Source organism: Variovorax sp. WS11 (assembly GCF_010499245.1).
In the GTDB taxonomy this organism is placed as follows: domain Bacteria; phylum Pseudomonadota; class Gammaproteobacteria; order Burkholderiales; family Burkholderiaceae_C; genus Variovorax.
Genome location: NZ_JAAGOW010000005.1, coordinates 859130 through 883328, shown reverse-complemented (window position 1 = coordinate 883328; position 24199 = coordinate 859130). Strand labels below are relative to the sequence as shown.

Below are 24199 nucleotides of genomic sequence, written 5' to 3'. Positions count from 1 at the left end.
GAGACCTGCAGCTTCGCGCCGAACTGCGCGCACGGGTATCGGAAATGTGCAGGCCAGAGGATTGCGTGCAGGCACTGCGGTTTCCCCCCATTGCCCATCACTGCAATGGGTCCGAGAGTGGCGGCCATGCGCGTTTCCTCCCTGCCTTCCCGGATCGAATTCGCAGGCCATCGGATCGTCGGCCTGCGCCTGGCGGACTGCCGGGACGTTGACCAATCCAACGAGCTTTCCGCCCGCCTGTTCGGTTCTGCACGCATGCGCCGGCTGCGCACCGGCGGTGCTTTCCATTTCACGCACGACCACGTGCCGTTCGGTTCGGTTTCTTTCGACCGCATGAGCTGGGGTGCCCATACCTCGCTCGTCCCCAAGGCCGAATCGTTGCCGGGGTATTACCTCGTCAACTTGCCCATCTGCGGCGCGGCACGTGTGCGGCAGGATTCGCACGTACAGCCGCTGGCGCACGGCACCTGCGGCGTGTTCAGCCCCTTGCGCAGCTTCGAGATCGAGGCTTACGAGGGATTCGACCACCTCCTGGTGCGCATCGATGCCGCGTTCCTCGCGCGCGCATGGCAGGGGATTTCGGGCCGGCCGCTCACTGCGCCCCTGTTCTTCGACCCCGCCATGCCGGATTCGCCGGCCCTGGCGGCCAGCTGGATGTCTTTGGTGAATTTGGGCGAGAGCGTGGCAAGACTGCCGTTGGGCACTACGGCGCGCGAGTATGCGCAATCAGCGTTTGCCGCGAGCGTGGCCTCGGTCCTGCTGACACAGCACCCCCATAACCACCGATTTCTTCTGGAGTCCGACTCCAAGGGAGCTGCGCCCCGCGTGGTCCGGCTTGCCGAGGAGTTCATGCAGCAGCGGCTGCGTGAGCCGGTAACGGCGGACGAGGTCAGCGCTGCCTGCGGCGTGTCGCGCCGCTCGCTGTTTGCCGCATTTCAGGCGCATCACGCAACAGGCCCGATTGCATGGCTGCGGCAGCGCCGCCTGGATGCCGCACGCGCGTTGCTCGAGAAGCCCGCGCGCGGCGACTTGCGCGTGGCGGATGTCGCCTTGGAGTTGGGCTTCTTCCATGTGGGCGAATTCGCGGCTGCCTACGGGCGCGCGTTCGGCGAAACGCCGTCCGTCACATTGCGGCGAGGCCGGCGGGGCTAGCGGGCCCAGCGGCGGCGCCTGACCGCAGCGCATTGGCTCGGATGGATGCGGCGCAGGCCGAGGCTTTGTGTCTGTTTGAGACTACAGGTCGCAAGCGGTTGCCGACCGTATGGTCCAACGGACTTTACTGCGTTCGCCCACTCCCATGAAGATGTCTTCACGTCGAATCTTGTTCCGCACCGCGGCCTGTCTTGCTGTCAGCGCCACCGGCGCCACGTCGTGGCTTGCCTATGCGGCAACGAAACACGTCTCGAAGGATCCCTCCGGCGTGTCGGGTCCCGCTGCGCTCGACAGGCTCAATGCAGCCGCGGAAACGCCGGTGCTCGCGCAAGGCTCGCGCGGGGCCGCGGTCATGCGAGCGCAAATCCTGCTCGATCGCGCCTGGTTCTCGCCCGGCGAGATCGACGGCGGTTTCGGCGCCAACATGCGCCGCGTGGTGAAGGCCTACCAGAAGGCAAAGGGTCTTGCGGAGAGCGGCAAGGTCGATGCCGCGACGTGGACCGCGCTGAAGGCCGACACCGCGCCATTGTTCGCCACCCATGCAATCACCGAGAAGGAAGCGGCTGGTCCCTATGCGGCGACGCCGAGGGAGATGGCCGACCGAGCCAAGATGAGGGTATCGAGCTATGAGAACCTGAAGGAAGCCATTTCGGAGAAGCACCACATGTCTCCCAAGGCCCTGGTCGCCCTGAATGTCGGCGCCAGATTCCAGGCCGGTGAGGAAATTGTGGTTGTCAACGTCACGAGCGAGGCAGATGCCAGTGTCATCAAGGCCGCGGCGTCGATCGAGATCGACAAGAGCGAGCACATGCTGTTCGTGCTCGACGGTGCGGGCAAGCCGCTCGCCGGCTTTCCCATCAGCATTGGCGGGCCTCTGGACCCGCTGCCGTTGGGCAAGATGAAGATCATCAACGAAGTGAAGGACCCCACCTTCACGTACGACCCGGCGATCCTGAAGAACGCGCCGGCAGGCGCGGTGAAGGTCGATATCGCAGGGGGTCCGAACAACCCGATCGGCAACGTGTGGATGGGGCTGTCGAAGCCGCACTGGGGCATCCACGGCACGCCGGCGCCGGATCGCGTGGGGCATGCGGCAACCAATGGCTGCATCCACCTGACCAACTGGGACGCGGCACGCGTGTCGCAGTTGGCGAAAGCGGGCTTTGCGGTCGAGGTGAAGGCCTGAAGGGACTGCCGATGCACATGTCGCGACGGCAAGTGGCGATTGCTGTGGCTTGCCTCGTAGTGCCAGGCTGGGCGACTGCCGAGGCCTGCACCGACAGCGCCGGGCCGGCGCCACTCGCCGCCCGCGCGTTGCAGTTCCCAGTCGACGGCATCCAGCCCGAGACCGTCCGCGACACCTTCGACGACGGCCGCCCCGACCACCGCCATGAAGCGCTCGACATCATGGCCCCACGCGGGACGCCCGTGCGCGCCGTGGAAGACGGCAAGCTGGTCAAACTGTTCGAAAGCAAGCCGGGGGGACTCACCGCCTATCAGTTCGACCCGGCAGGCCAACTGGTCTACTACTACGCGCACCTGGACCGCTATGCCGAAGGCCTGCATGAAGGCATGCAGCTTCGGCGCGGCGACCTGATCGGGTACGTCGGCACGACCGGCAACGCCGCGCCCGACGCGCCGCACTTGCATTTCGCGGTATTTCTGCTCGGTCCGGAAAAGCAATGGTGGAAGGGCGAAGCGCTGAACCCGTACTGCGCCTGGCGCGCTGCCCGATGACGAGGCGTCGCGTGAGCGCCATTGCCTGACCGCCGCATGGTTGGAGACCGGGGCGCTCCTACCCAAGGACCATCGATAAAGCTCAAGCTCATTGTGTGGACCCAGTACCAGCTATTGGTCCGGCGACATCGGCAAGGCCTTCGCCGACGCGCTGGCCGAGCGCTCGCGCGCTGGCGTCAAGGTCCGTCACGCTGGAAGCCTGGCGCGATCGGCCGTGGTGGGAGAAAGCACGGAACATCTGGCCGCATCGATCGCCTCGCAGCTCTAGGCTGCCGGCCCAGGTACGCGGTGGCCGACGCCAAGCGCGGTGCGCGATCGCGCCGGACCTACTCGCGCGTCAGCCGCAACAACTCTTCACCGACTACACGACGCGCCTCGTTGGTCGACGCGCAATCGAACAGGGTCTGCAAGAGGTCGTCGCGCTCGAGGACCAACAGGCTTGCAATCATGAACTGCTGCGCTGCAGAGAAAACTTTGCCCAACACCCAGGACTCGAGCATCAGCGCCGCTTGCGCCGGGTTGTCGTGATGCAACTCGGCGAGGTGCAGAACAAGCTTCACCTGCGCCGCGTCGAACGATTGTGGGATCGCCGGATTCGTCTTGAGCGGTTCCGCAATCCGGAAATATGGCGTCCGCCCGCGGATACGAGCCGCGAGCCTCGACATGGCTTTTTGCATCGCCTTCCCCGCGTCGTGGAGATGAGATCGAACAGCAACCATCATGCACCTGGCCCGAGAAGTCGAGCGGCGGGGGCGTAACCTTTGTAACGAACGGCTCGCGGTAGCGCCCCGCGTGGCCGGATCACTTGCTGCGGCACTGAAGCTAGACTTCGCGATGCACCTGGCAGATATCGTCCGCCCGCTGCCCTGCAGCCAAGGCTTCGATCCTGTCAGGCGGCACGACAAACTGCCCCCTGATGCAGTGAACCCTATCCATGACTGAAGCCAATCCAATCCCGCCCCTCCCGGATCACCTGTCCATTGATCCACGCAGCCCCCATTACCTTGCCGGCGTCTTCGAACACGACATCGGCATCCGATTCAACGACAAGGAGCGAGGCGACGTGGAGGAATACTGCATCAGCGAGGGCTGGATCAAGGTCCCCGCGGGCAAGACGCTGGATCGCAAGGGCAAACCGCTGCTGATCAAGCTGAAGGGCAAGGTCGAGGCGTTCTACCGGTAGGCCGGCTGGCTCCGACGAGCCCTCAACACCCGGGCGCCGGCGTTCACCAAACCAGCTGGGCTCGGCAAGGTTCGTCAATGACGAAGGGCCCTCCGCCAACTTTCGTTCGTCCGGAGGGCCCCCGCAGCTTCGGATTGCCGCACAGGGTGTTGCCGAAACCGTGTGGTGATTGTCTGATCGAGCGCCCAGCCCCTCCATTGGCCAGGCGCCATAGTTCAAGTGGGAGAAGTCCTGCGCACGTGGGGCGCGGGCCCTCATGGGCTACCAATACGCATCTCCGGTCGTCGATCTTGGTCGATGCTTGTAGCCGCCGGGGATGGCGGAACCACTTCGCTACCTTGGTAACGTGCGCAAGCAATGACGGCACGCGACGCTGTGACTATGCTGCGGAAGGCGGCGCCGGTCGTTCGAACCGCGCCCACAACGCCAGGTGAGGTAGCCATGATTGGTGACTCCATTCGATCCATCGTCGACCTGCTCGTGTTTCGCAAGATGCCGAAGAAGCTGGGTGCGGAACTCGAGGAAGCGCCGAGCGACTTCGAGGAGGCTGGTGACGCCGGCACGCCCCATCGCATCGACGACATTCTCAAGCGCGATCCACACGCGGCGGAAATGCACGCCGTGCAAGCCATACCCTTGAGCGCATATGTGTCCTTCGCGCATTCCGATGCCGATTTCGCTGAGTCGCTACGCACCACGCTTCAACAGAGGCATGAAGTGTCGGCCTTCCTCAAGGACGACCGGCAGAGGGCCCCGGACTATTTCGATCGAGTGATCCCTTGGGCCATCGAGGCCGCGGACATTTTCATCGTCCTGCTCTCGCCGGAAACAATGGGAAGCAACTACCTGGGGCGCGAGCTCCAACTCGCCCTTCAATTGCACAAGCGCGTCGTACCGGTCTATGTCGAAGCCTTTGATCTCGGGGCGAATGCGCCAACACCGTTCGACCAGTTGCGAAACATTCCGGCTTTGCATCTGGAAGAGATGAGCATCGAAGAAGTAGCGCAAGAGACCGCGCGACTGATGCGTCCAGTCGCGCGGCGGCTGCGATAGCGCCGCTGTGCGTCGGCCGAATGCGGCTGAGCACCGGGCGGAGCGTCAGTCGAACTGCGAGCGGTTTCCCGCCACCAGTTCGCGGTTGCGCCGCCTGTCGGCGGCGATATCGCGCGCGAACGCTTCACTGCTGCCCTCGGCCGGGATGTTGTGAGCGCCGCGCAGCCACGAGCGCAGCGCCTCCCCCCGCAGCACGCGGTTGATCTCGGCATTGAGGCGTTGCACCACCGCGGGTGGCGTGCGCGCGGGCGCGAAGATGCCGAACAGCGAGTCGCAGTTGGCCCGCTCAAAGCCCAGCTCGGCCAGCGTGGGGACCGCGGGCAAGGCCTCGACACGCGCCGGCGCGCCCACGGCCAGCGCCTGGAACCGGCCGCTCTCGATGTACTGCAGCTGCTGCGCCGCGACGTTGGTCGACAGCACCTCGAACTGCCCGCTCAGCGCATCGTTGAGCTGCGGCCCGCCACCGTGGTAGGGAATGTGCGTGATGTCGCTGTGGCTTTGCATGCGCACTTGCGCCAACACCATGTGCCCGCTGGTCGCCACGCCCGAGGTGGCCCAGCGCACCGCGCCGGGCCAGCTGCGCGCGAGTGCGATCAGGTCGCCGAATCCGTGGCCTGCGAAGGCCGGGGTTCCCACCACCAGCACCGGCGTGCGCATCACGCCGGCGACGGGCGCAAAGCCGTGCAGCGGGTCGTAGGGCACGCGCGCGAGCAGCGGGTGCAGCGTGAGCGGGCTGATGGCGGAAAAGGCCAGCGTACAGCCGTCCGGCGCCGAACGCCCGAGCGCGTCCATGCCGAGGCTGCCACCCGCGCCGGGGCGGTTCTCGACCAGGACCGGCACGCCGAGCGACTGCGACAGCGGTTCGGCCAGGACACGCGCCATGCCGTCGCTCACACCGCCGGGCGGGTAGACCACGATCAGCCGCACCGGCCGGTTCGGCCAGGCGGTCGGCGCAGCGCACACCCGATGCGGCGCGGCACAGGCGGCCGCGAGCAGCGCTCCCGTACCCTGCAGGAAGTGGCGGCGCGGCAGTAGCAGGGTCACTGGAGTACCTCCGCCTTCGGAGCGGCCGTGCGTCTCACTGGAGTACCTTCGCCTTCGGCTACGGTGCTATTCGCCTTGGGAGCGGCCCGGCGGCTCATGACCGCGGGCTCTCGCGCGCGAGCCTGCGCAGCAGCGCCGCGAAATGCTGCGCGGGCAGGTTGTCTTCGCCTGCGCGCGACACCAGCGTGAGCGGGGCGTCGAGCTGGCCGCCGTCGGCCAGCCGCGCATACGCAACGGCATGGGCGTGCACGCCGGCCATCGAGGCCGGCACCACCGACAGGCCAACGCCAGCAGCCACGAGGTTCAGGTTGGTCATCATGCGATCGACTTCGGCGACCACGCGCGGGCGCAGGCCCTTGGCGTGGCACAGCGCAAGGAGCTCGGCATAGAGGCCGGGCGCACCCGGGCGCCGCACGAGGATGATGCCTTCCTCGCACAGCTTCGCGAGCGGCAGCGGGCGCGAATCCTTGTGTCGGGCGAGGGCAAGGCGATGGTCGCTGGGCATGGCCACGAGCACCGGCTCGCGCAGCAGCGTCTCGAACACCAGCCCCTCGGGGCGCGCCACCGGTACGCGCAACAGGCCGCAGTGCAGGCGGCCCGCCGCCAGCGCCTCGGTCAGCTCGGCGGCGTTGTCTTCGCGCAGTTGAAGCTCCACATCCGGGTGCGTGCGACGAAACGCGCGCAGCGCCTCGGGCATGAAGCGATGCGCCGCGGCCGAACTCGTGAAACCGACGGCGAGCGTGCCGGCCTGGCCTTTCGCCACGCGCGTCATGCGCTGCTTCATGGCCTCCATGTCCTGCAGCATGCGCGCCGCCTCGGCCTGGAACAGCCGGCCCGCATCCGTGAGCGCCACGCCGCGCGGATGGCGGCGCAGCAGCAGCACGCCCAGTTCGCGCTCGAGCGTCTTGATCTGCACGCTCAGAGGCGGCTGCTGGATGCCCAACTGCTCGGCGGCACGCGTCATGTGACCGGTCTCCGCGACGGCCACGAAGTATCGCAGCGCTCTTATGTCCATATGTTTTTCATATTGAAGGTGCCTCTTTATTTTATTTGACCCGAAGTCACTCGTGAATCTATCGTCCGGCCGCCCATTCAAAAAGCGGCCCTTCGAGGCCGCATGCCGGAGACAAGTCCATGCGCATACCGCGCCCTGCCTCGATGATTCGTGCCGCCCTTGGCACCTGCTGTTCGTTCGGCCCCGCGATCGCCGTTGCCCTGGTTCTGACCGCCTGCGGCGGGGGTGGAAGCGGCGCCGATCTCTCCCTCGCGGCACTCACCACCCCGTCCGCCGCCGGCAACACGACCCCGGCCGCCGACGACCCGCCGGACAACCCGCCGGCCCCGCCCGTGCAGCCGGTCGTGTCTTGCGCGGACCTCAATGGCAAGAGCCTGCCGGCCTCCCTGATCAGCCTGCCCACGCAGGGCGCGACCGTCACCAGCGCCACGCCCGTGGCGGCGGCCGACGCCGGCAACCTGCTGGGCGACTACTGCCGCGTGCGCGGCACCATCCAGCCGGTCGACGCGAACGCGTCGGTCATCAACTTCGCCGTCAATCTGCCCGAGCAGTGGAACCAGAAGACCATCCACTTCGGTGGCGGCGGCTTCAACGGCCGGTTGATCGACGGTACCGAAACCGTGCGCTTCGGCCCTGCGGACAAACCTGCGCCGCTGGCGCTCGGCTACGCCACCTATGGCGACGACTCGGGCCACCAGTCGAGCAGCATCACCGACGGGCGCTTCGCCGCCAACGACGAAGAGCTCGCCAACTACGGCGGCCAGTCGCTCAAGAAGACGCGCGACGTGGCGCAGACGCTGGTGCTCGCGCGCTACGGCGTAGTGCCGAAGCGCGCCTACTTCCTCGGCACCTCGACCGGCGGTCGCGACGCGCTCAGCTACATCCAACGCTGGCCGCTCGACTACGACGGCGCGATTGCCAACGAGCCCGCGCTCAACTACACCGGCACGCGGCTGTCGAACGTGGCCGTGGGCCGCGCACTCTACGACAACGGCGGTGCGGGCTGGATGAACGTGGCCAAGACGCTGCTGGTGCAGAAGGCCGCGATGCAGGCCTGCGACAAGCTCGATGGTGCGGCCGACAACCTGGTGAGCAACGTGGAGAGCTGCCGCCTGCTGAACGCGCAGATCCTGGCATCGCTGCGCTGCAGCGGTGGTGCGGACACGGGTGACACCTGCCTGTCGGATGCGCAGATCGCCACCGTGCGCACCATCGAATCGCCGCTGGACTTCACGCGCTATTCGCTGGCCAACGGCGTGAAGCGTGCCGGCGGCTACAACCTCCTCGAAGGCGCACTGGTGGCGGGGCCGTACACCACGCGCGACCTCGGCACCCGCAAGGTCCCCGCCAATCCGGCGACCTCGGCCGATGCCAACATGTACGTCACGGGCGACCAATGGGTGAAGTACTTCGTCACGCGCATCGCCGGCTTCGACTCCCTGACTTTCGACCCGCTGGACCCGGGCAGCTACACGGCACGCGTGACCGAGGTCTCGAAGCTCACCGACGCCACCGACCCCAATCTCACGCCCTTTCTCGCGCGCGGCGGCAAGCTCATCATGCTGCACGGCCTCGCCGACGAGGTGATCAGCCCCAATTCGAGCATCGACTATTACAAGCAGCTCATCGCCACCGTGGGCCGGGCCTCGGTCGACCAGAACGTGCGCTTCTACACCGTGCCCGGCATGGGCCACGGCACCGGCAGCTTCATTCCCAATTGGGATTCGCTGGCAGCGCTCGAGGGCTGGGTCGAGCGCGGCCTCGCACCCGCCACCGGCGTGGCGGTCGATGCCGTGGCGGGCACGTACGGGCGCACGCGCCCTCTGTGCCAGTACCCGGCCTGGCCCAAGTACCGCGGCAGCGGCAGCCTCGACGCGGCCGTCAACTACAGCTGCGTGACCGAGGCCGGCGACCCGCTGGCCTGCCCGAATCTGCCTGCGACGGCCAGCACTTTCAAGGGCGGCAACAGCTTCGGCGAGGAGCTCAGCGTGACGATCGATCCGTCCACCATGGCTTATGCCGTGACCATCGACGCAAGCCTGCAGCGCAGCGCCGGCACGCAGCGCAGTGGTTCATTGGTGGCGCAAGGGCAATGCAGCTACGCCAGCGCCGAGAGCGGGGCGGTGTTCAGCTTCGCGCCGGGCGGTGTGCTGCTCGGCGGCGTCAACGCTCCCTCGGGCGGTGGGTTCGCTCCGCTGCTGGCATTCCAGAGCACCTTCCAGAACGCGGGCACGCCCACGGTGTTCAACCCGGTGGCCAACATTTTCAACGCGGTGGGCGTGCAGCAGGGATCGGGCGTTGCCGCCGCCCAGGCTGCATCGGTGCGACTGCGCAATGCGGGCACCTTCCAGTACTGCCGCGACCCGGTTTCGGGCGGCTTCATGGTCTACGACGCCAACTGCACCCAGACGGAGAAGGGCTACATCACCTACAACACCACGCGCAAGGCCTTCGACCTGTTCACCACCTCGCCGACGGGCGGCGCCACCACCAGCGGCGGCACACTCACCGGCTCGATGGTGATCGGCCTGGTGAACGGCAGCCCCGTGCCGCTGCACCTGGTGCGCGAGTCGGCCGCCAATGCGGGGCTGCGCATGTTCTCGCTGCAGCAGAGCCTGATGGCCGGCGCTGCCGACGGCAGCTATGCGATGGTCAGCGTCAAGGACGAAAACCACGATGCGACGGTGAGCGGCAGCGCCCTGAACCTCGGCGGCGCTGCCGCGGCGCTGAGCTACGACACGCCCGTGCCCGGGGCCGTGCAGGCCGATGCGGGCCGGCCGGGCAGTTTCATCTTCAACGGCGGCGTCCTCGGATTCATCTCCAGTGCGGGGGCGAACGCGGCGCTGGAACTCGGAGTACGCCATTGACTTGCAAGCTCTTGGGCCTCGGCGCGTTCGCCCTGCTCGCCGCTGCGCCGCTGCTGTCCGCGCACGGCGCGCCCGTGGCGCCCAGGCCCGCCACCTGCCCCGCGCCGGTGCCCGAAGCCGCGCGCTGCTACACCGGTGAGGACGGCACGGGCGCGCTTTACTGGATCGCAGTCCCGAAGGACTGGAACCGCGTGCTCGTGATGCACGCACACGGCGGCCCCGAGACCGGGCCGCCCAAGCTGCAGCGCAGCGAGGAAGACCTCAAGCGCTGGGCCGTCACCGTGAAGGCGGGTTACGCCTGGGCCGGTTCGACCTACCGGCGCGGCGGCTACGGCGTGACCATGGCGGCCGAAGACACCGAGCGCCTGCGCCGGATCTTCGTGCGTCACTTCGGGCGGCCGCGCGCCACGCTCCTGCATGGGCAGAGCTATGGCGCGGGCGTGGCCGCGAAGGCAGCCGAACTCTATGCGCCGGCGGGCGACACGAAGAGCCCCTACGACGGATTGCTGCTGACCAGCGGCGTGCTCGGCGGCGGCAGCAGCGCCTACGAGTTCCGGCTCGACCTGCGCGTGGTCTATCAATACGTGTGTCGCAACCATCCCAAGCCCGACGAGCCGCAGTACCCGCTGTGGATGGGTCTGCCGATGGACTCGAAACTCACGCGCGCCGACCTCGCCGCGCGTGTGAAGGAATGCACCGGCGTCGGCCTTCCAGCCGCGCAACGCTCGCCCGAGCAGACGGCGCGGCTCAAGACCATTCTGTCGGTCGTGAAGATCCAGGAGCGCTCGTTGCTCGGCCACCTGAGCTGGGCAACCTGGCTGTTCCGGGACCTGGTGCAGACGCGCCTGAACGGCCGCAACCCCTTCGGCAACATCGGTGTGGTCTACCAGGGCTCGGCCGACGATGCGGCGCTCAATGCCGGCGTGGCGCGCTATGCGTCCGATCCGCAAGCCAAAGGCGCGCTGGCGGCCGACAGCCGGCCCACCGGCCGCTCCGCGCTGCCGACCGTGGGACTGCATGCCATCGACGATCCGACGGCCTTCGTCGAGCTGGCGCACGCCTACCGCCGCATTCGCGATGCGGCCGGCACCGGCGAGCTCCTGGTGCAGAGCTTCAGCACCGAGCGTGAGCACAGCTACCTGAGCGATTCGGAGTACCCCGCGCTGTTCGCCGCGCTGCTCGACTGGATCGACAAAGGCGAGAAGCCCACGCCGGAAGGCCTCGCGCAGCGTTGCGCCGCATTGCAGGCGCACTACGACACCGACGGCAGGAACGGCTGCCACATCGATCCCGAGTGGCAACCACCCGCGCTCGAAAGCCGCGTGCCGCCCCGCGATCCTTGATTCGCCTGTTCCAGGCCCGGCCGGGCCCGGCGCGGGCGGCGCGTCACGATCCCTTGTCGGCGCCACGCCGGACTGGCTTACGATTCGACCGCACCCCGGGCCGTCTCATGCACCTACACGTCGACGAAGAGATCACTTTCCGCAGGCTCGAGATCCTCCTGGCCTTCCTGGAGACCGGCAACCTCGCTCGCACGGCCGAGAAGCTCGACATCAGTGCCGTCAGCGTACACCGCGCGTTGCATGCGCTGGAGACGGGTTTGCGCTGTGCCTTGTTCCGGCACGAAGGCCGCAATCTGCATCCGACCGAAGCCGCGCAGGCACTGGCCGAGGTGGCCCGCGAGGTGCTCCGCACGATGTCCAGGGGCATCCACACGACGCGAGAAGTCGCCGGCTACTCGGCCGATCGGATCCGCATCGGCTCGCTCTACTCCCTGACGAGCCGCACGGTGCCGCAGTTGATCATGGGCATGAAGCTTCGCAAGCCGGAGCTGCACACCGAGCTCGTGCTCGGGTCCAATGCCCACCTGCTGCAAAAGCTGCGCGACGGCGCCGTCGATGCCGCGCTCATGGCGATCCCCGAGGAGGCGTCCGATGTCGAATCGGAGCCCTTGTTCGAGGACGACATCCAGTTCGCCGCACCCGTGGGCTCGCCTTACTCGGCGCAGAAGGAGATCGACCTCAGCGCCTGCGCCGGCGAGCGTTTCGTCAGTCTGAGCGAGGGTTTCGTCACCTACAGCGGCTTCATCGACACCTTTCGCATCGCCGGCTTCACGCCCAACGTGGTGATGAAGACCGACGACATCTTCTCGCTGATGAACCTGGTCAGCGGCGGCGTCGGCTACACGCTGCTGCCGGGCCGGGTGCGCGGCGTCATGCCGCAGAACGTGCAGTTGATCCCGCTGCAGCCCAGGTACCTGATGCGCCAGACCATCGCGCTCAATTTCCTGCGCACGCGCGAGCGCGACCCCAACCTGCTCGCGCTGCTGTCGGTATGCCGCCTGGCAAAGGCCGAACTCGGCTGAGCGCGCGACCTCGGTTCGATTGGGGTTAACCCTCGATCATTTCAGAAGGCGTAAAGGTCGACGGCAGCGCTTCATTGATCGTCCCGGAGGGGGTGCGTACTGTCCGTACCCAGACGCGCAAGCACTGCACGTCGTACCAAAAACTGGAGACGCCTCGATGAGTTCTCATTGGATTTCGATCTACGCGCTGGTCGGCATGTTCGTGCTGGCCACCGTGCTGCCGATCAACATGGGCGTGATCGCCTTCGTCGGCGCCTTCCTGGTCGGCACGCTCGTGGCCGGCATGAACGCCAAGGCGATCATGGGCGGCTTTCCGGCCGACCTGTTTCTCACCCTGGTCGGCATCACCTACCTGTTCGCGCTGGCGCAGAACAACGGCACCATCGACTGGCTCGTCAGGCTGGCGGTGCGCGCCGTGCGCGGGCGCATCGCCGCCATCCCCTGGATCATGTTCTTCATCGCCGCGCTGCTCACGGCGGTGGGCGCGGTCAGTCCCGCGGCGGTGGCCATCATCGCGCCGATCGCGCTGGGCTTTGCCGCCAAGTACGGCATCAATCCCCTGCTCATGGGGCTGATGGTCGTGCACGGCGCGCAGGGCGGCGGCTTCTCGCCGATCAGCATCTACGGCGGCATCACCAACAAGATCGTCGCCAAGGCCGGCCTGCCGCTCAACGAACTCGCGACGATGCTGGCAAGCCTGGGCGTGAACCTGTCGGTATCGCTGCTGCTGTTCTTTCTCATGGGCGGGATGAAACTGCTGCGCCAGAAGGCCGACACGACCGGCGCAGTGCCTGCAACGCGCCGCGCTGCGCATGCACAGGGCGGCGCGCAGGTGTTCGGCGACGCCGAGGCCGAATCGTTCGCGGAAGAGCGGCGCGTCGCGACTGCGGCTGGCGAGTCGCTCATGGACGCTGCGCCGGCGGTCCCGGCCGACCAGGGTTCGCGCGGCTACCAGATCGCGACCGTGGTCGGCCTGCTGGCGCTGGCGGTACTGACGCTGTTCTTCAAGCAGGACATCGGCTTCGTCTCGATCACCATCGGCCTCGTACTGACGCTGATGGCGCCCAATCTGCAGAAGCGCGCCCTGGGTCAGGTGTCGTGGCCGGAGATCATGCTGATCGTCGGCGTCAGCACCTACGTCGGCGTGATGGAGAAGATGGGCACGATCGATTTCGTCGGCCACAGCGTTGCCGGCCTTACTTCGCCCATGATGGCCGCGCTGCTCTTGTGCTTTGTCGGCGCCGTGGTGTCGGCCTTCGCCTCGTCGACCGCAGTGCTCGGCTCGCTGATCCCGCTGGCGGTGCCGTTCCTTCAGGGTGACGCCGGCGTCAGCGCGATCGGCTTCATCGCGGCGATGGCCGTGTCCTCGACCATCGTCGACGTCAGTCCCTTCTCCACCAATGGCGCGCTGGTGCTTGCCAATGCGAAGGGGGTGGACCGCGACGTGTTCTTCCGGCAGCTGATGGTGTACGGCGCCATCGTGACCGTGGTGGCCCCCGTGGTGGTGTGGCTGCTCTTCGTGGTGCTGTGAGACGGCGCCTCCCCTTCGACTCAACCCCATGCAAACCCATCGGACCGACATGAACCCCAGCGCCTGGAACTCCAAGGCCGAAGACCGCGCAGCCCGGCTGGCGCGTGCCGCCACTGCACTCGGCACACGGCTGGCCGGCAAGCGCGTCGATACCGAAGCGATCGCCACCCTGCTCGAAGCGGTGCTCTCGCCCGGCGACCGCGTCTGCCTCGAGGGCAACAACCAGAAGCAGGCCGACTTCCTGGCACAGGCGCTGGTGCAGGTCGATCCGCAGCGGGTCCATGGTCTGCACATGGTGCAATCGGTGCTGGCGCTGCCCGAGCATCTGGACATCTTCGAGAACGGCGTGGCCGCCCGGCTGGACTTCAGCTTCTCGGGCCCGCAGGGCGCGCGCCTGGCCAAGCTGGTGTCCGCCGGACGTATCGAGATCGGTGCGATCCACACCTACCTCGAACTGTTCGCACGCTACTTCGTCGACCTCACGCCCAAGGTGGCACTGGTCGCGGCGCAGGCCGCCGACGCCGAGGGCAATCTCTACACCGGCCCCAACACCGAAGACACGCCGGCCATCGTCGAGGCCACGGCGTTCTCGGGCGGCATCGTGATCGCGCAAGTCAACGAATGGGTCGACGGCAAGACCACGACGCTGCCCCGCATCGACATCCCGGCCGGCTGGGTGAACTTCGTCGTGAAGGCGCCGCGCCCCAACTTCATCGAGCCGCTGTTCACGCGCGACCCGGCGCAGATCAGCGAGGTCCAGGTGCTGATGGCGATGATGGCGATCAAGGGCATCTATGCCGAGTACGGCGTGCAGCGCCTGAACCACGGCATCGGCTTCGACACCGCCGCGATCGAGCTGCTGCTGCCGACCTATGCCGAGTCGCTCGGCCTCAAGGGCAAGATCGGCAAGCACTGGGCATTGAATCCACATCCGGCACTGATCCCGGCGATCGAGGCGGGCTGGGTCGAGTCGGTGCACTCCTTCGGCTCCGAGCTGGGCATGGAGGACTACATCCGTGCGCGCTCCGACGTGTTCTTCACCGGCCCCGACGGCAGCCTGCGCAGCAACCGCGCCTTCTGCCAGGCGGCCGGCCACTACGCCTGCGACATGTTCATCGGCTCGACCTTGCAGATCGACCTCGACGGCAACAGCTCCACCGCGACCCTGGGCCGCATTGCCGGCTTCGGCGGTGCGCCCAACATGGGGGCCGATGCACGCGGCCGGCGCCATGCGAGCCCGGCCTGGCTCAAGGCCGGACGCGAGGCGCGTGCCGGGCGCAGCGGCGCAGCCGGAACGCCGCGCGGGCAGAAGCTGGTCGTGCAGATGGTCGAGACCTTCCGCGAACACATGCAGCCGGCCTTCGTCGACCGGCTCGACGCGTGGACGCTGCAGGAGCAGGCCGGCATGGCGCTGCCGCCGATCATGATCTACGGCGACGACGTCTCGCACATCCTCACCGAAGAAGGCATCGCCAACCTGCTGCTGTGCCGCACCGATGCGGAGCGGGAGCAGGCGATCCGCGGCGTGGCCGGCTACACCGCGGTGGGTCTGGCGCGCGACCGGCGCGCGGTGGAGAACCTGCGCGACCGTGGCGTGATCCGCCGGCCGCAGGACGTCGGCATCGACCCCCGCCAGGCCACGCGCAACCTGCTGGCCGCACGCAGCATGCGCGACCTGGTGCGCGCCTCGGGCGGGTTGTACCAACCGCCCAAGCGCTTCAGAAACTGGTAACAGGAGATTCGACGATGAGCGACGTTCCCGCAGGGCTCGAAACCCTGGACTATTCCTTCTCCGGCGGCCGGCCGGCCGGCGCCTTCGCGCCGGTGCTGGTCGGCGTCGTCGGCTCCGGCAATCTCGAAGTCATGCTCGAGCCGGCCGACGGCAACGACTGCGCGGTGCGCGTCCAGACCTCGGCGCGCGGCTTCGGGTCGATCTGGCAGGCCGTGATGAACGACTTTCACGCTCGCCATCCGCTGGCCGGCCTGCGCGTCTCGATCAACGACATGGGCGCCACGCCCGCGGTGGTGAGCCTGCGCCTCGACCAGGCGGTGGCCGAGATCGGCGGAGGGCAGCCATGATCAGCTATGCGGAATGCTCTGCGCGCGAGCGGCTGGCGAAGCTGCTCGACCCCGGCAGCTTTCACGAGTGGCTGCCGCCGGCCGAGCGGGTCACCAGCCCGCACCTGGCGCAGCTCGGCGTCCCCTTCGCCTTCGACGACGGCGTGGCGATCGGCCGCGCGACGCTCGACGACCGCAGCGTCTTCGTCGCCGCGCAGGAGGGTGGCTTCATGGGGGGCGGCGTCGGCGAGGTGCACGGCGCCAAGCTGGTGGGCTTGATGCAGCGCGCCTTGCGCGACCGCCCCGCTGCCGTGCTGCTGCTGGCGGAGTCGGGCGGCGTGCGCCTGCATGAGGCCAACGCTGGGCTGATCGCCGTGTCGGAAGTGATGCGGGCGCTCCTCGACGTGCGCGCCGCCGGCATCCCCGTGATCGTGCTGATCGGCGGCGCCAACGGCTGCTTCGGCGGCATGGGCATCGTGGCGCGCTGTGCCGATCACATCGTGATGAGCGACGTCGGGCGGCTTGCGATGTCGGGGCCGGAGGTGATCGAGTCCTCCCACGGCGTGGACGAATTCGATTCGCGCGACCGCGCGCTGGTCTGGCGCACGACCGGCGGCAAGCACCGCTGGCTGACCGGCGACTGCGACGCGCTGGTCGAAGACGACGTCGCGGCCTTTCGCGCGTCGGCTGTCGCGGCGATCGATGCGTCCAGGCCATTGACGCTGGCGGCGCTGGAGGAGGAGCACGCGCTGCTCAGCGCGCGCCTGCATGCACTGCCTTCCGATACGGCCGGCCGCGACGAAGCCACCCTGCTCTGGAGTGCGCTCGGCTTCGCCGATGCGCAACAGGTCCCTGACCTTTCGGTCGAAGCCGTGCGCGCGCTGCGCGCCATCCGTTGAGGAGCGTTCAGATGCAGTGGAATTCTCTTGTCACTCAGCTCTTCGGTCCGTACCACGGCATGCGTGCCGACGGCGACTTCCTGCGGGGCGAAGTGATGTTCGAAGGCGAGCCGCTCACGGTGATCGGCACCACGAACCACGCGTCGATCGGCGTCCGGCTCGCGCTCGCTCAGGCCCGCGCGGTGCTCGATACGGTGGCGCAGCATCCCGGCCGACCGATCCTGCTGCTGATCGACACCCAAGGCCAGCAGTTGCGCCGGCGCGACGAATTGCTCGGCATCAACCGCGCGATGGCGCACCTCGGCGCGAGCATCGATCTGGCGCGGCGCCGCGGCCACCGCGTGATCGGCCTGGTGTACGACCAGGCCCTCTCCGGCGGCTTCATCACCTCGGGCCTGATCGCAGATGCCTGCTACGCGCTGCCGGATGCCGAGATTCGCGTGATGCGGATCCCTGCCATGGCGCGCGTGACCAAGCTGTCCGAGGAAAAGCTCGCCGCGCTGTCGCAGTCCAACCCCGTGTTCGCACCCGGCGTGCAGAACTACGTGGCCATGGGCGGCGTGCGTGCGCTGTGGCGCGGCGACCTGCAGGCTTGCCTACGCGATGCGCTGACCCACACGCCGACGGAAGACCGGCGCGCGCAGGACGGCGCCGAGCGGGGTGGGCGCCAGCTTGCCGCCGCCGTCGTGCAGCGCGTGCTGGACGCCGCCTGACCGCCAGAGGTGCACCATGGTCTCCCTGCGCCGCCATCAACTCGTCCGGCTCTCCGAGGCGGGCTGGTCCGCCGTCTTGCTCCGGCCGTGGGACCCGCAGGCGCGCGAATGCCTGACGCATTGGGCGATGCATCGACTGCCGCTGGTGGTGACGCGTCAACCGATAGCACCCCCTGCCGCCGGATGCATCGCACTGGGCCTGCCGTCGCCTGCGCGCTGGGACAAGCGCCGGCTGACGCTGCAGGTGCCGCGCACCGCGCTGCTTTGCTTCGACGAGTTCCCGCGGCTTGCCCAGGTGCAGGGGCTGCTGCCGCGGGCGGCGCGGTCTGCGGTGCGCGAGCTTCGCGGCGGACTCGACGCATGCCGAGCGTCATCTCGCGTCTTCGGCAGTTACGGGTGGCAAGCGATCAGCGGTCTCGACCACGTGCGGCCGGGCTCCGACCTCGATCTGTGGATTTCCGTCGATGACGCCTCCCATGCGGATGCCGTGACGCAGGTCCTTCAGTCCTTTGGCGCAGCGCGCCCGAGGCTGGATGGCGAGCTCGTTTTCGACGGTGGCGCGGCGGTTGCGTGGCGCGAATGGGCCGAGTGGCGCGCCGGACGCGCGCGGGCGGTGATGGTCAAGCGACTGAACGACGTGGTCCTGAAACGCGATACGGCATGGTGTGAGCGTGCCGGGCTGGCGGAGCTGGTCCCATGAGGACCTCTGCGCTGCGTGAGCAGCGGCACCCAGCGCTCACGCCATCGGCCATCGGCCGGGCCGCAACGCTCGCGCTGCACGACGAGCTGTCGCTGACGCCCAAGCCCGGCCTGGTGACGCTGATCGACCGCGGCAGCCACGACGACATGGATGCGCACACCTTCATGCGCAGCCTGTTCTCGCTGCGCCACTACTTTGCGCAGATCGCCGAGGCCGGCCTGGCGGACGCGGAGTTCGACGTTCTGGAGCGCTCCGGGATCGCGGCAGAAGCACGCATGCTGGCCGCCACCGGCGGCATCAACACGCATCGCGGTGCGATCTTCATGCTCGGCCTGTTGTGCGCCGCGGCTGGCGCTGCCCTGCGAGAGCAGGATGAAGCACCCCGCCCGGCAGACCTGCAGCGTGCGCTGCGCCGGCGGTGGGGCGATGCGCTGGCCCTGCGAAGTCAGCGCACGTCGACTCTCTCCGGCGGCATCGCTGCCCGACGCCATGGGCTTCGCAGCGCATCCGAAGAAGCGGCGCTGGCCTTTCCGGTGTTGTTCGATGCAGCGCTGCCCGCTCTGAGCGCGGCACTGGCCCGCGGATTGACGCCGCAGCAGGCGCGTCTCGACGCCTTGTTCCACATCATGGCCGTCCTGGAGGACAGCAACCTCGCGCATCGCGGCGGTCTTGCCGGGCTGCGCTTTGCGCAGCGCACGGCGCAGGCGTTCCTGGACCGTGGCGGTGTCGCGCGCCCCGGCGGACTTCAGGAGGCACACGCCATTGCAGGCGAGTTCGTGGCACGCCGCCTGTCGCCCGGAGGCGCGGCAGACACGCTGGCCGCAGCCTGCTGGCTCACGCGGGTGTGTGGGGGCTCATGAGCTTCGCGCTGCTGTTTTCCGGCCAAGGCAACCAGCACCCCGCGATGCTGCCGTGGATCGCCGACGATGCCATCGTCGACGACATGCGCACGCGCCTGGGCGTCGAGGACTGGCGCCGTGCGCTGGCCGATCCCGGCTGGGCCGAACGCAACGACAACGCGCAGACCTTGTTGACCGGCCTGGCACTGGCGGCCTGGAGCCAACTGGCTCCGCTCGTTGCACCTCCTGCTGCCATTGCAGGCTACAGCGTCGGGGAGCTGCCGGCCTTCAGCGCGGGGGGCGTGCTCGAACCCGCGGCCACCGTCGAACTTGCACGGCGGCGGGCCGAGGCGATGGACGAATGCGCGGCGCGGGCCCCCGGCGGCTTGCTGGCTGTGTCCGGTCTTTCCCGGATCGGGCTCGAACGCCTGCGAGCGCAAACCGGCCTCGCGCTCGCCATCCGCAACGGCGAGGACAGCGTGATCCTCGGCGGACCGATCGCTGCGTTGGTGCAGGCGCAGCCAATGGCCGAGCACGAAGGTGCGCAATGCACGCGATTGCGCGTCAACGTGGCATCCCATACGCCGTGGATGCGCGAAGCTGCCGACCGCTTTTCGCGGACGCTCGAGAACGTCCGGTTCCATGCGCCACGCGTCGTGTTGTTCAGCAATGCGGCGGACCGCATCCGGGACGCATCGTCTGCCCGGTTCGCGCTGGCCGCCCAGATCGCCACGACGGTTCGCTGGGACGAATGCATGGAAAACGTCATGGGGCGGCAGGTACGCTGCGTGCTGGAGATCGGCCCTGGCCAGGCGTTGGCGCGCATGTGGAGCCAGCGCTACCCCAGCGTTCCGGCGCGCGCCTGCGACGACTTCCGCAGTGCTGCAGCGATTGCTGCCTGGCTGAACAGCCATGCGGACTGACGAATCGCCGTAGATAAAATGCCGCTTCAGCACCCCTCCAAGGGCGAAGGATTCGAATGACAAGAAAAGCGAGCTCGGCGCCACTGGCCGCGGAAGGCCCTGAACGCGATAACACCGGCCCGCGTTCCCTGACGCGGCTGCTGGGATTGTTCGACGTGTTGTCGCTGACACAGAACGGGATGTCGCTCGCCGAGTTGAGCGCAACCCTGGCATCGCCGAAAAGCAGCCTGCTCAACCTGCTGCGGCCCCTGGTGGCCGAAGGCTACCTGATCCACGCCGACGGCAGCTATCGCATCGGCCCGTCGATCATCCGCCTCTCGGCCAGCGTGATGTCCGCCTGGAACTTCCCGAAGATGATCCGGCCCTTCATGGAAGAACTCGTCGAGCGCACCGGCGAGACCGTGCTGCTCGGCGTGCTCAACAAGGAGGCCGAGGCCGTGGCCTTTGTCGAGCTCGTCAACAGCCCTCATCCGGTGCGCCTTCAAGTACCGGTCGGGACGGTTCGCCCGCTCTATGCGAGCCCGACCGGCTGGCTGCTGCTCGCCTATGCCGACAAGGGCTTCAGGGACCCGTACATGGCCTCGGTGCAGTTCAAGCTCAAGATGCCGGCCGGGATCGCGAGGGCCTCGATCACGCGCGAGATGGCCAAGATCCGGACCGAAGGCGTGTGCAGTGCCATCGATACCCCCATCGCCGGGGTCGGATCCGTCATTGCGCCCGTTTTCGACGGCAATGGCGAGTGCATCGCATCGCTTACCGTCGCCGGCCCGGCAGATCGATTCCGCAAGGACATGGATTTGCTCAGAGCGACAGTCAAGGAAGTGGCTGCGAGGGCTTCGGGCATCGTCGGGGCTGCCCAGCCGGGTCCCAGGTAGCCAGGTAGAGGCCTTGCGCCATCCGGCCCGTCTTCATTCCTTCAGGACGATCCGGCCCTCCTCGATGAGGCGCCCCATCTTCTCGTACTCGGCGGCCAGGAATGCGGCATAGGCCTTCGACGTGCCCCCGACGCGCTCCACCGCCATCGCGAGCATCTTCTCGCGGACCCGGTCGTCGGCCAGCACCTCGTTGGTCGCCCGGTTCAGCGTGTCGATGACCGGCGCGGGCGTACCTGCGGGCACGTTGAGCCCCACGAAGGTGTACGCCTCGTAGTCCGGGTAGCCCTGCTCGGCCACGGTCGGCACATCCGCCAGCGAGGGCGAGCGGCGCTTGCCGGTCACGGCGATCGGCTTGATCTTCCCGGCCCGGATCAGCGGCTCGGCCACCGCGATCGAGCCGAAGGCCAGGTCGACGTGCCCTGCCATGAGGTCGTTGAACGCCGGGTTCTCGCCCTTGTAGGGCACGTGATTCAGGCGGATGCCCGCCAGCTTCTGGAAGTACTCGCCCGCCAGGTGCTGCGGACCGCCCAGCCCGGTGGTTCCGTAGCTGATGGCGCCCGGCTTGCTCCGCGCCAGCTGCACCAGCTCGGGCACCGTGCCGGCCGCGAGCGTGGTGCGCGCCACCAGCACGTTGGGCACGTTGTGGATATGGATCACGGGCAGCAGGTCCTTGCGCGGATCGAAGGGCTGCTTCGTCAGGTGCGGCAGTATCACCTGCGGGCCGGTGGTGCAGAAGCAGACGGTGTAGCCGTCGGGCGCCGACTTCGCGACATGGTCGGTCCCGATCGAGCCGGCGGCTCCGGCCTTGTTCTCGACGATCACGACCTGGCCCAGCACCCTGCCGAGTTCCTGTCCCACCAGCCGGCCGAGCACATCCGTCGCTCCGCCCGCGGGAAAGGGCACCACCAAGTGGATCGGCCTGGCCCGGGGATAGTCCTGCGCTTGCGACGCAGTGGAGAACCCGAGCGTCGCAGTGAGCATGAACACAGAGCTCAAGGCGCGAAACAGCGTTGCGGAGAACATGGCCATCACCTGATGTTCACGATTCTGGTGCCGGTATCGCGCGCGGTCGCCGGGGTCTTCACACCTCGACCGGCGCGAAGTCGCTCTTCGTCGCGCCGCATTCCGGGCAGCACCAGTCCTCCGGCACATCGGCCCAGCTGGTGCCGGGCGCGATGCCGTGGTCCGGGTCGCCCAGAGCCTCGTCGTAGAAGTGCGCGCAGAAGAAGCACTGCCATATTGTCGTGTTCACTGCGCGCGCACCTCCCACACCAGCGGCAGCTCGAACAGCGTGGCATTGACGCCGGCACGCACGCCGCATTCCTTGCCGGGCTCGATCTGAAAGTCGGGAATGCGCTTGAGCCATTCCTCGAGAAAGATCTTGATCTCGGTGCGCGCCAGCAGCGAGCCCGGGCAACGGTGCGCGCCGTTGCCGAAGGTCGAATGGATCGGGGTGCGGCGCTGGAAGTTCACCGCCATCGGATCGTCGAACTGGCGGTCGTCCACGCCGTGCAGCGTCGTGGGCATGACGACCATCTCGCCGGCCTTCATCTCGACGCCCTTGTAGTTCATGTCCTCGCGCACCATGCGGCCCTGGTTGACGACCGGGAAGCGGCGCAGCAATTCTTCCACCGCCGCCGGGATGCGATCCGGATGCTCGATCAGCTCATGGCGGTGCGCCGGGCTCATGGCCAGGAAGCGCGCGGCGAACCCCATCGCCGAGGCCACGGTGTCCAGGCCGCCGATCAGCACCAGCGCCACCATCGGGATCACCTCCTCGTCGGTGATCGGCCGTCCGTCCACCTGCGCCTTGGTTAGCTGGCTGATCGCGTCCGGCCCGGGGTTCGCGCGCCGCTCCTTCACCTTCTGCGCTGCATAGCCGAAGATGTTCATGTAGCTCTGCTCGCGCTCGGCTTCGCTGCTCGGGCGCACCTGCTGGTCGGCCCAGGCCAGCAGCTTCTCGCGGTCTTCGACCGGGAGGTCGACCATCCGCATGAAGATGCCGATCGGCAGGTGCTGCGCGAACTCGCTGACGAACTCGCAGCGGCCGCGCGGCCGGAAGCCCTCGATCAGCTCGATCGCCTGCTCGCGCGCCCGCCCCGCGAGGGCCGACACCGCCTTGGGCGACAGCAGCGGCGACAGCAGCGACCGGTACTTCGTGTGCTCCGGCGGATCGAGAAAGATCGGCGGCATCCGGTGCGTGTTGCGTTCGGCGGGCACCACCAGCTTCTGCGAAGTGAAGCGCTCCGCGTCCTTGAAGATTTCGTAGATGTCCTCCCCGCGCGTCGCCACCCAGTGCCCGCCGTTCTTCGGCGTCCAGAAGATGTCGGGGATGCCCGGATCGTGAAGGCGCTTCAGCGCGGCGTGATAGTCGCCGCCCGTGACCTCGACGTTGTAAAGGTCGAACGTATGCACCCGTTCGGCGGGCACGTGCGGCGGGATTCGGTCGGCAACGGAATGACTCATGTGGTGGACCTCTTGAGCGAAGTTTTTTGGGTCGTGCGGCCCGCTGGGCGGCTTGGGCGGGCTGCGCGCGCCGGGCCGGCGACCGCCAGCAGCCCGCGCAGGTAGAGCAGGAACATGTCGCCGGCGTAGGCGGGATTGCCGCGCTGCGCGCCGTGGCCGCTCTGCAGCGCCAGCGATGTACCGAAGGACAGGGCGGCCGCGGCGAGCGCCTCGGGCGCGGCCGGCGGCTCCTTGCCCGCCTTCTCGAACAGGGCCGCGAAGACGCGCGCGACGTGCCGGTGATGGGCGGTGATGAAGGCCTGGTAGTGGGCTGCGAATTTCGGATTGCGCTCGGCATGCAAAGTGAGCTCGACCCAGAGCAGGCCGCCGCTGCCGTCGCGGCGGGAGCGCTGGAAGCGCGCCAGGAAACCGTGCAGCACGGCCTCCGCGTCCGGCGCCTCGGCAACCACCTGGCTCCACTCGCTCGCCTGGCGTTCGAGCCACTCGCTCATCAGCTCGAGCAACATGTCTTCCTTGGTGCTGTAGTTCGCATAGAAGGCGCCTCGGCTCAGGCCCGCGGCCTGGCTGATGCCGTCCACCGAGGCCGCCCGGACGCCTTGCCCGGCGAACGCCTGGGTGGCGGAACTGCGCAGGCGGGTCTTGGTGATCTCGCGCTTCTCTTCACGGGTCATCGCTTCCATGACTGTCTCCTTCACATACAGTTGTGTATTCTAATTATTGATCGATGTTCTGATATTGGTACACACCCTAGCGCCGACTGTTTCATTCGAAACGCTTCT

24 protein-coding genes and 1 pseudogene are annotated in these 24199 nt (G+C 67.8%); 18 read left to right on the top strand and 7 right to left on the bottom strand.

The genetic code is table 11. The features are described from left to right. Window positions 1-126: 126 nt before the first annotated feature. The 4 genes and pseudogenes from GXN78_RS38775 to GXN78_RS38760 all read left to right on the top strand — a co-directional run bounded on the left by GXN78_RS38775 (window position 127) and on the right by GXN78_RS38760 (window position 3157). Entirely contained in the window at window positions 127-1152 is a 1026-nt protein-coding gene (locus tag GXN78_RS38775; protein WP_164256324.1) for an AraC family transcriptional regulator, read from the top strand. A gap of 109 nt (window positions 1153-1261) precedes the next feature. Continuing rightward, entirely contained in the window at window positions 1262-2338 is a 1077-nt protein-coding gene (locus GXN78_RS38770) for a L,D-transpeptidase family protein (protein WP_106556956.1), read from the top strand. Window positions 2339-2502: 164 nt separating this feature from the next. Continuing rightward, window positions 2503-2889: pseudogene (locus tag GXN78_RS38765) on the top strand (M23 family metallopeptidase); the annotation flags it as partial. A 91-nt stretch (window positions 2890-2980) separates the two neighbouring features. After that, complete coding sequence (locus GXN78_RS38760) at window positions 2981-3157, top strand: hypothetical protein (protein ID WP_164256198.1); 177 nt, start codon at window positions 2981-2983, stop codon at window positions 3155-3157. A 58-nt stretch (window positions 3158-3215) separates the two neighbouring features. Here GXN78_RS38760 and GXN78_RS38755 read toward each other — a convergent pair whose 3' ends face one another. Beyond that, window positions 3216-3566, bottom strand: a complete 351-nt coding sequence (locus GXN78_RS38755; protein ID WP_146163049.1) for a hypothetical protein — start codon at window positions 3564-3566, stop codon at window positions 3216-3218. 257 nt (window positions 3567-3823) lie between these two features. Here GXN78_RS38755 and GXN78_RS38750 point away from each other — a divergent pair, with 257 nt between their 5' ends. Together GXN78_RS38750 and GXN78_RS38745 are read left to right on the top strand one after the other, a co-directional pair. Continuing rightward, window positions 3824-4072: a DUF3297 family protein gene (locus tag GXN78_RS38750; protein ID WP_106556953.1), complete on the top strand. Its 249-nt coding sequence runs from the start codon at window positions 3824-3826 to the stop codon at window positions 4070-4072. 441 nt (window positions 4073-4513) lie between these two features. Beyond that, complete coding sequence (locus GXN78_RS38745; protein WP_164256320.1) at window positions 4514-5125, top strand: toll/interleukin-1 receptor domain-containing protein; 612 nt, start codon at window positions 4514-4516, stop codon at window positions 5123-5125. Window positions 5126-5170: 45 nt separating this feature from the next. Here GXN78_RS38745 and GXN78_RS38740 read toward each other — a convergent pair whose 3' ends face one another. Both GXN78_RS38740 and GXN78_RS38735 read right to left on the bottom strand, forming a co-directional pair. Continuing rightward, entirely contained in the window at window positions 5171-6169 is a 999-nt protein-coding gene (locus tag GXN78_RS38740; RefSeq protein WP_106556951.1) for a tripartite tricarboxylate transporter substrate binding protein, read from the bottom strand. 94 nt (window positions 6170-6263) lie between these two features. Then, window positions 6264-7184 carry a LysR substrate-binding domain-containing protein gene (locus tag GXN78_RS38735; RefSeq protein ID WP_106556950.1) on the bottom strand — a complete coding sequence of 307 codons (921 nt, stop codon included), beginning with the start codon at window positions 7182-7184 and terminating at the stop codon, window positions 6264-6266. A gap of 119 nt (window positions 7185-7303) precedes the next feature. On the opposite strand from GXN78_RS38735, the gene GXN78_RS38730 reads away from it, so the two are divergent. From GXN78_RS38730 to GXN78_RS38675, 12 genes are all read left to right on the top strand, one after another. Continuing rightward, a complete protein-coding gene (locus GXN78_RS38730) occupies window positions 7304-10051 on the top strand; it encodes a tannase/feruloyl esterase family alpha/beta hydrolase (RefSeq protein ID WP_106556949.1) in 2748 nt (915 codons plus the stop codon). Between the two features lie 50 nt (window positions 10052-10101). Then, a complete protein-coding gene (locus GXN78_RS38725) occupies window positions 10102-11394 on the top strand; it encodes a hypothetical protein (RefSeq protein ID WP_239143151.1) in 1293 nt (430 codons plus the stop codon). A gap of 107 nt (window positions 11395-11501) precedes the next feature. Next, window positions 11502-12416, top strand: a complete 915-nt coding sequence (locus GXN78_RS38720) for a LysR family transcriptional regulator (protein ID WP_106556947.1) — start codon at window positions 11502-11504, stop codon at window positions 12414-12416. Window positions 12417-12573: 157 nt separating this feature from the next. Then, a complete protein-coding gene (locus GXN78_RS38715) occupies window positions 12574-13947 on the top strand; it encodes an SLC13 family permease (RefSeq protein ID WP_106556946.1) in 1374 nt (457 codons plus the stop codon). 49 nt (window positions 13948-13996) lie between these two features. After that, window positions 13997-15679 carry a malonate decarboxylase subunit alpha gene (gene mdcA, locus GXN78_RS38710; RefSeq protein ID WP_106556945.1) on the top strand — a complete coding sequence of 561 codons (1683 nt, stop codon included), beginning with the start codon at window positions 13997-13999 and terminating at the stop codon, window positions 15677-15679. A 14-nt stretch (window positions 15680-15693) separates the two neighbouring features. Further along, entirely contained in the window at window positions 15694-16026 is a 333-nt protein-coding gene (gene mdcC / locus GXN78_RS38705; RefSeq protein ID WP_106556944.1) for a malonate decarboxylase acyl carrier protein, read from the top strand. Next, window positions 16023-16904 carry a biotin-independent malonate decarboxylase subunit beta gene (locus GXN78_RS38700; protein WP_106556943.1) on the top strand — a complete coding sequence of 294 codons (882 nt, stop codon included), beginning with the start codon at window positions 16023-16025 and terminating at the stop codon, window positions 16902-16904. Before mdcC ends, GXN78_RS38700 begins: the two co-directional genes overlap by 4 nt. 11 nt (window positions 16905-16915) lie before the next feature. Further along, a complete protein-coding gene (gene mdcE / locus GXN78_RS38695) occupies window positions 16916-17617 on the top strand; it encodes a biotin-independent malonate decarboxylase subunit gamma (protein WP_106556942.1) in 702 nt (233 codons plus the stop codon). Between the two features lie 16 nt (window positions 17618-17633). Then, window positions 17634-18317 (top strand): malonate decarboxylase holo-[acyl-carrier-protein] synthase, encoded by a 684-nt coding sequence (mdcG, locus tag GXN78_RS38690; protein ID WP_106556941.1) that lies wholly within the window; start codon window positions 17634-17636, stop codon window positions 18315-18317. After that, the gene (gene mdcB / locus GXN78_RS38685; protein ID WP_106556940.1) at window positions 18314-19177 is read left to right on the top strand and encodes a triphosphoribosyl-dephospho-CoA synthase MdcB; all 864 of its coding nucleotides are present in this window, start codon (window positions 18314-18316) and stop codon (window positions 19175-19177) included. Before mdcG ends, mdcB begins: the two co-directional genes overlap by 4 nt. Further along, window positions 19174-20079, top strand: coding sequence for an acyltransferase domain-containing protein (locus tag GXN78_RS38680; protein WP_106556939.1), 906 nt, complete (start codon window positions 19174-19176; stop codon window positions 20077-20079). The genes mdcB and GXN78_RS38680 overlap by 4 nt, the downstream gene beginning before the upstream one ends. A gap of 56 nt (window positions 20080-20135) precedes the next feature. Further along, entirely contained in the window at window positions 20136-20954 is an 819-nt protein-coding gene (locus GXN78_RS38675) for an IclR family transcriptional regulator (RefSeq protein ID WP_106556938.1), read from the top strand. A gap of 33 nt (window positions 20955-20987) precedes the next feature. Here GXN78_RS38675 and GXN78_RS38670 read toward each other — a convergent pair whose 3' ends face one another. Genes GXN78_RS38670 through GXN78_RS38655 form a run of 4 tightly spaced genes read right to left on the bottom strand, consistent with a single transcriptional unit; the run spans window position 20988 to window position 24100 of the window. Further along, window positions 20988-21977: a tripartite tricarboxylate transporter substrate binding protein gene (locus tag GXN78_RS38670; protein WP_164256319.1), complete on the bottom strand. Its 990-nt coding sequence runs from the start codon at window positions 21975-21977 to the stop codon at window positions 20988-20990. A 58-nt stretch (window positions 21978-22035) separates the two neighbouring features. After that, window positions 22036-22206, bottom strand: a complete 171-nt coding sequence (locus tag GXN78_RS38665) for a rubredoxin (RefSeq protein ID WP_239143081.1) — start codon at window positions 22204-22206, stop codon at window positions 22036-22038. Then, window positions 22203-23420 carry a cytochrome P450 gene (locus GXN78_RS38660; RefSeq protein WP_106556935.1) on the bottom strand — a complete coding sequence of 406 codons (1218 nt, stop codon included), beginning with the start codon at window positions 23418-23420 and terminating at the stop codon, window positions 22203-22205. The genes GXN78_RS38665 and GXN78_RS38660 overlap by 4 nt, the downstream gene beginning before the upstream one ends. Next, window positions 23417-24100: a TetR/AcrR family transcriptional regulator gene (locus GXN78_RS38655; protein WP_106556934.1), complete on the bottom strand. Its 684-nt coding sequence runs from the start codon at window positions 24098-24100 to the stop codon at window positions 23417-23419. Before GXN78_RS38655 ends, GXN78_RS38660 begins: the two co-directional genes overlap by 4 nt. Window positions 24101-24199 lie beyond the last annotated feature (99 nt).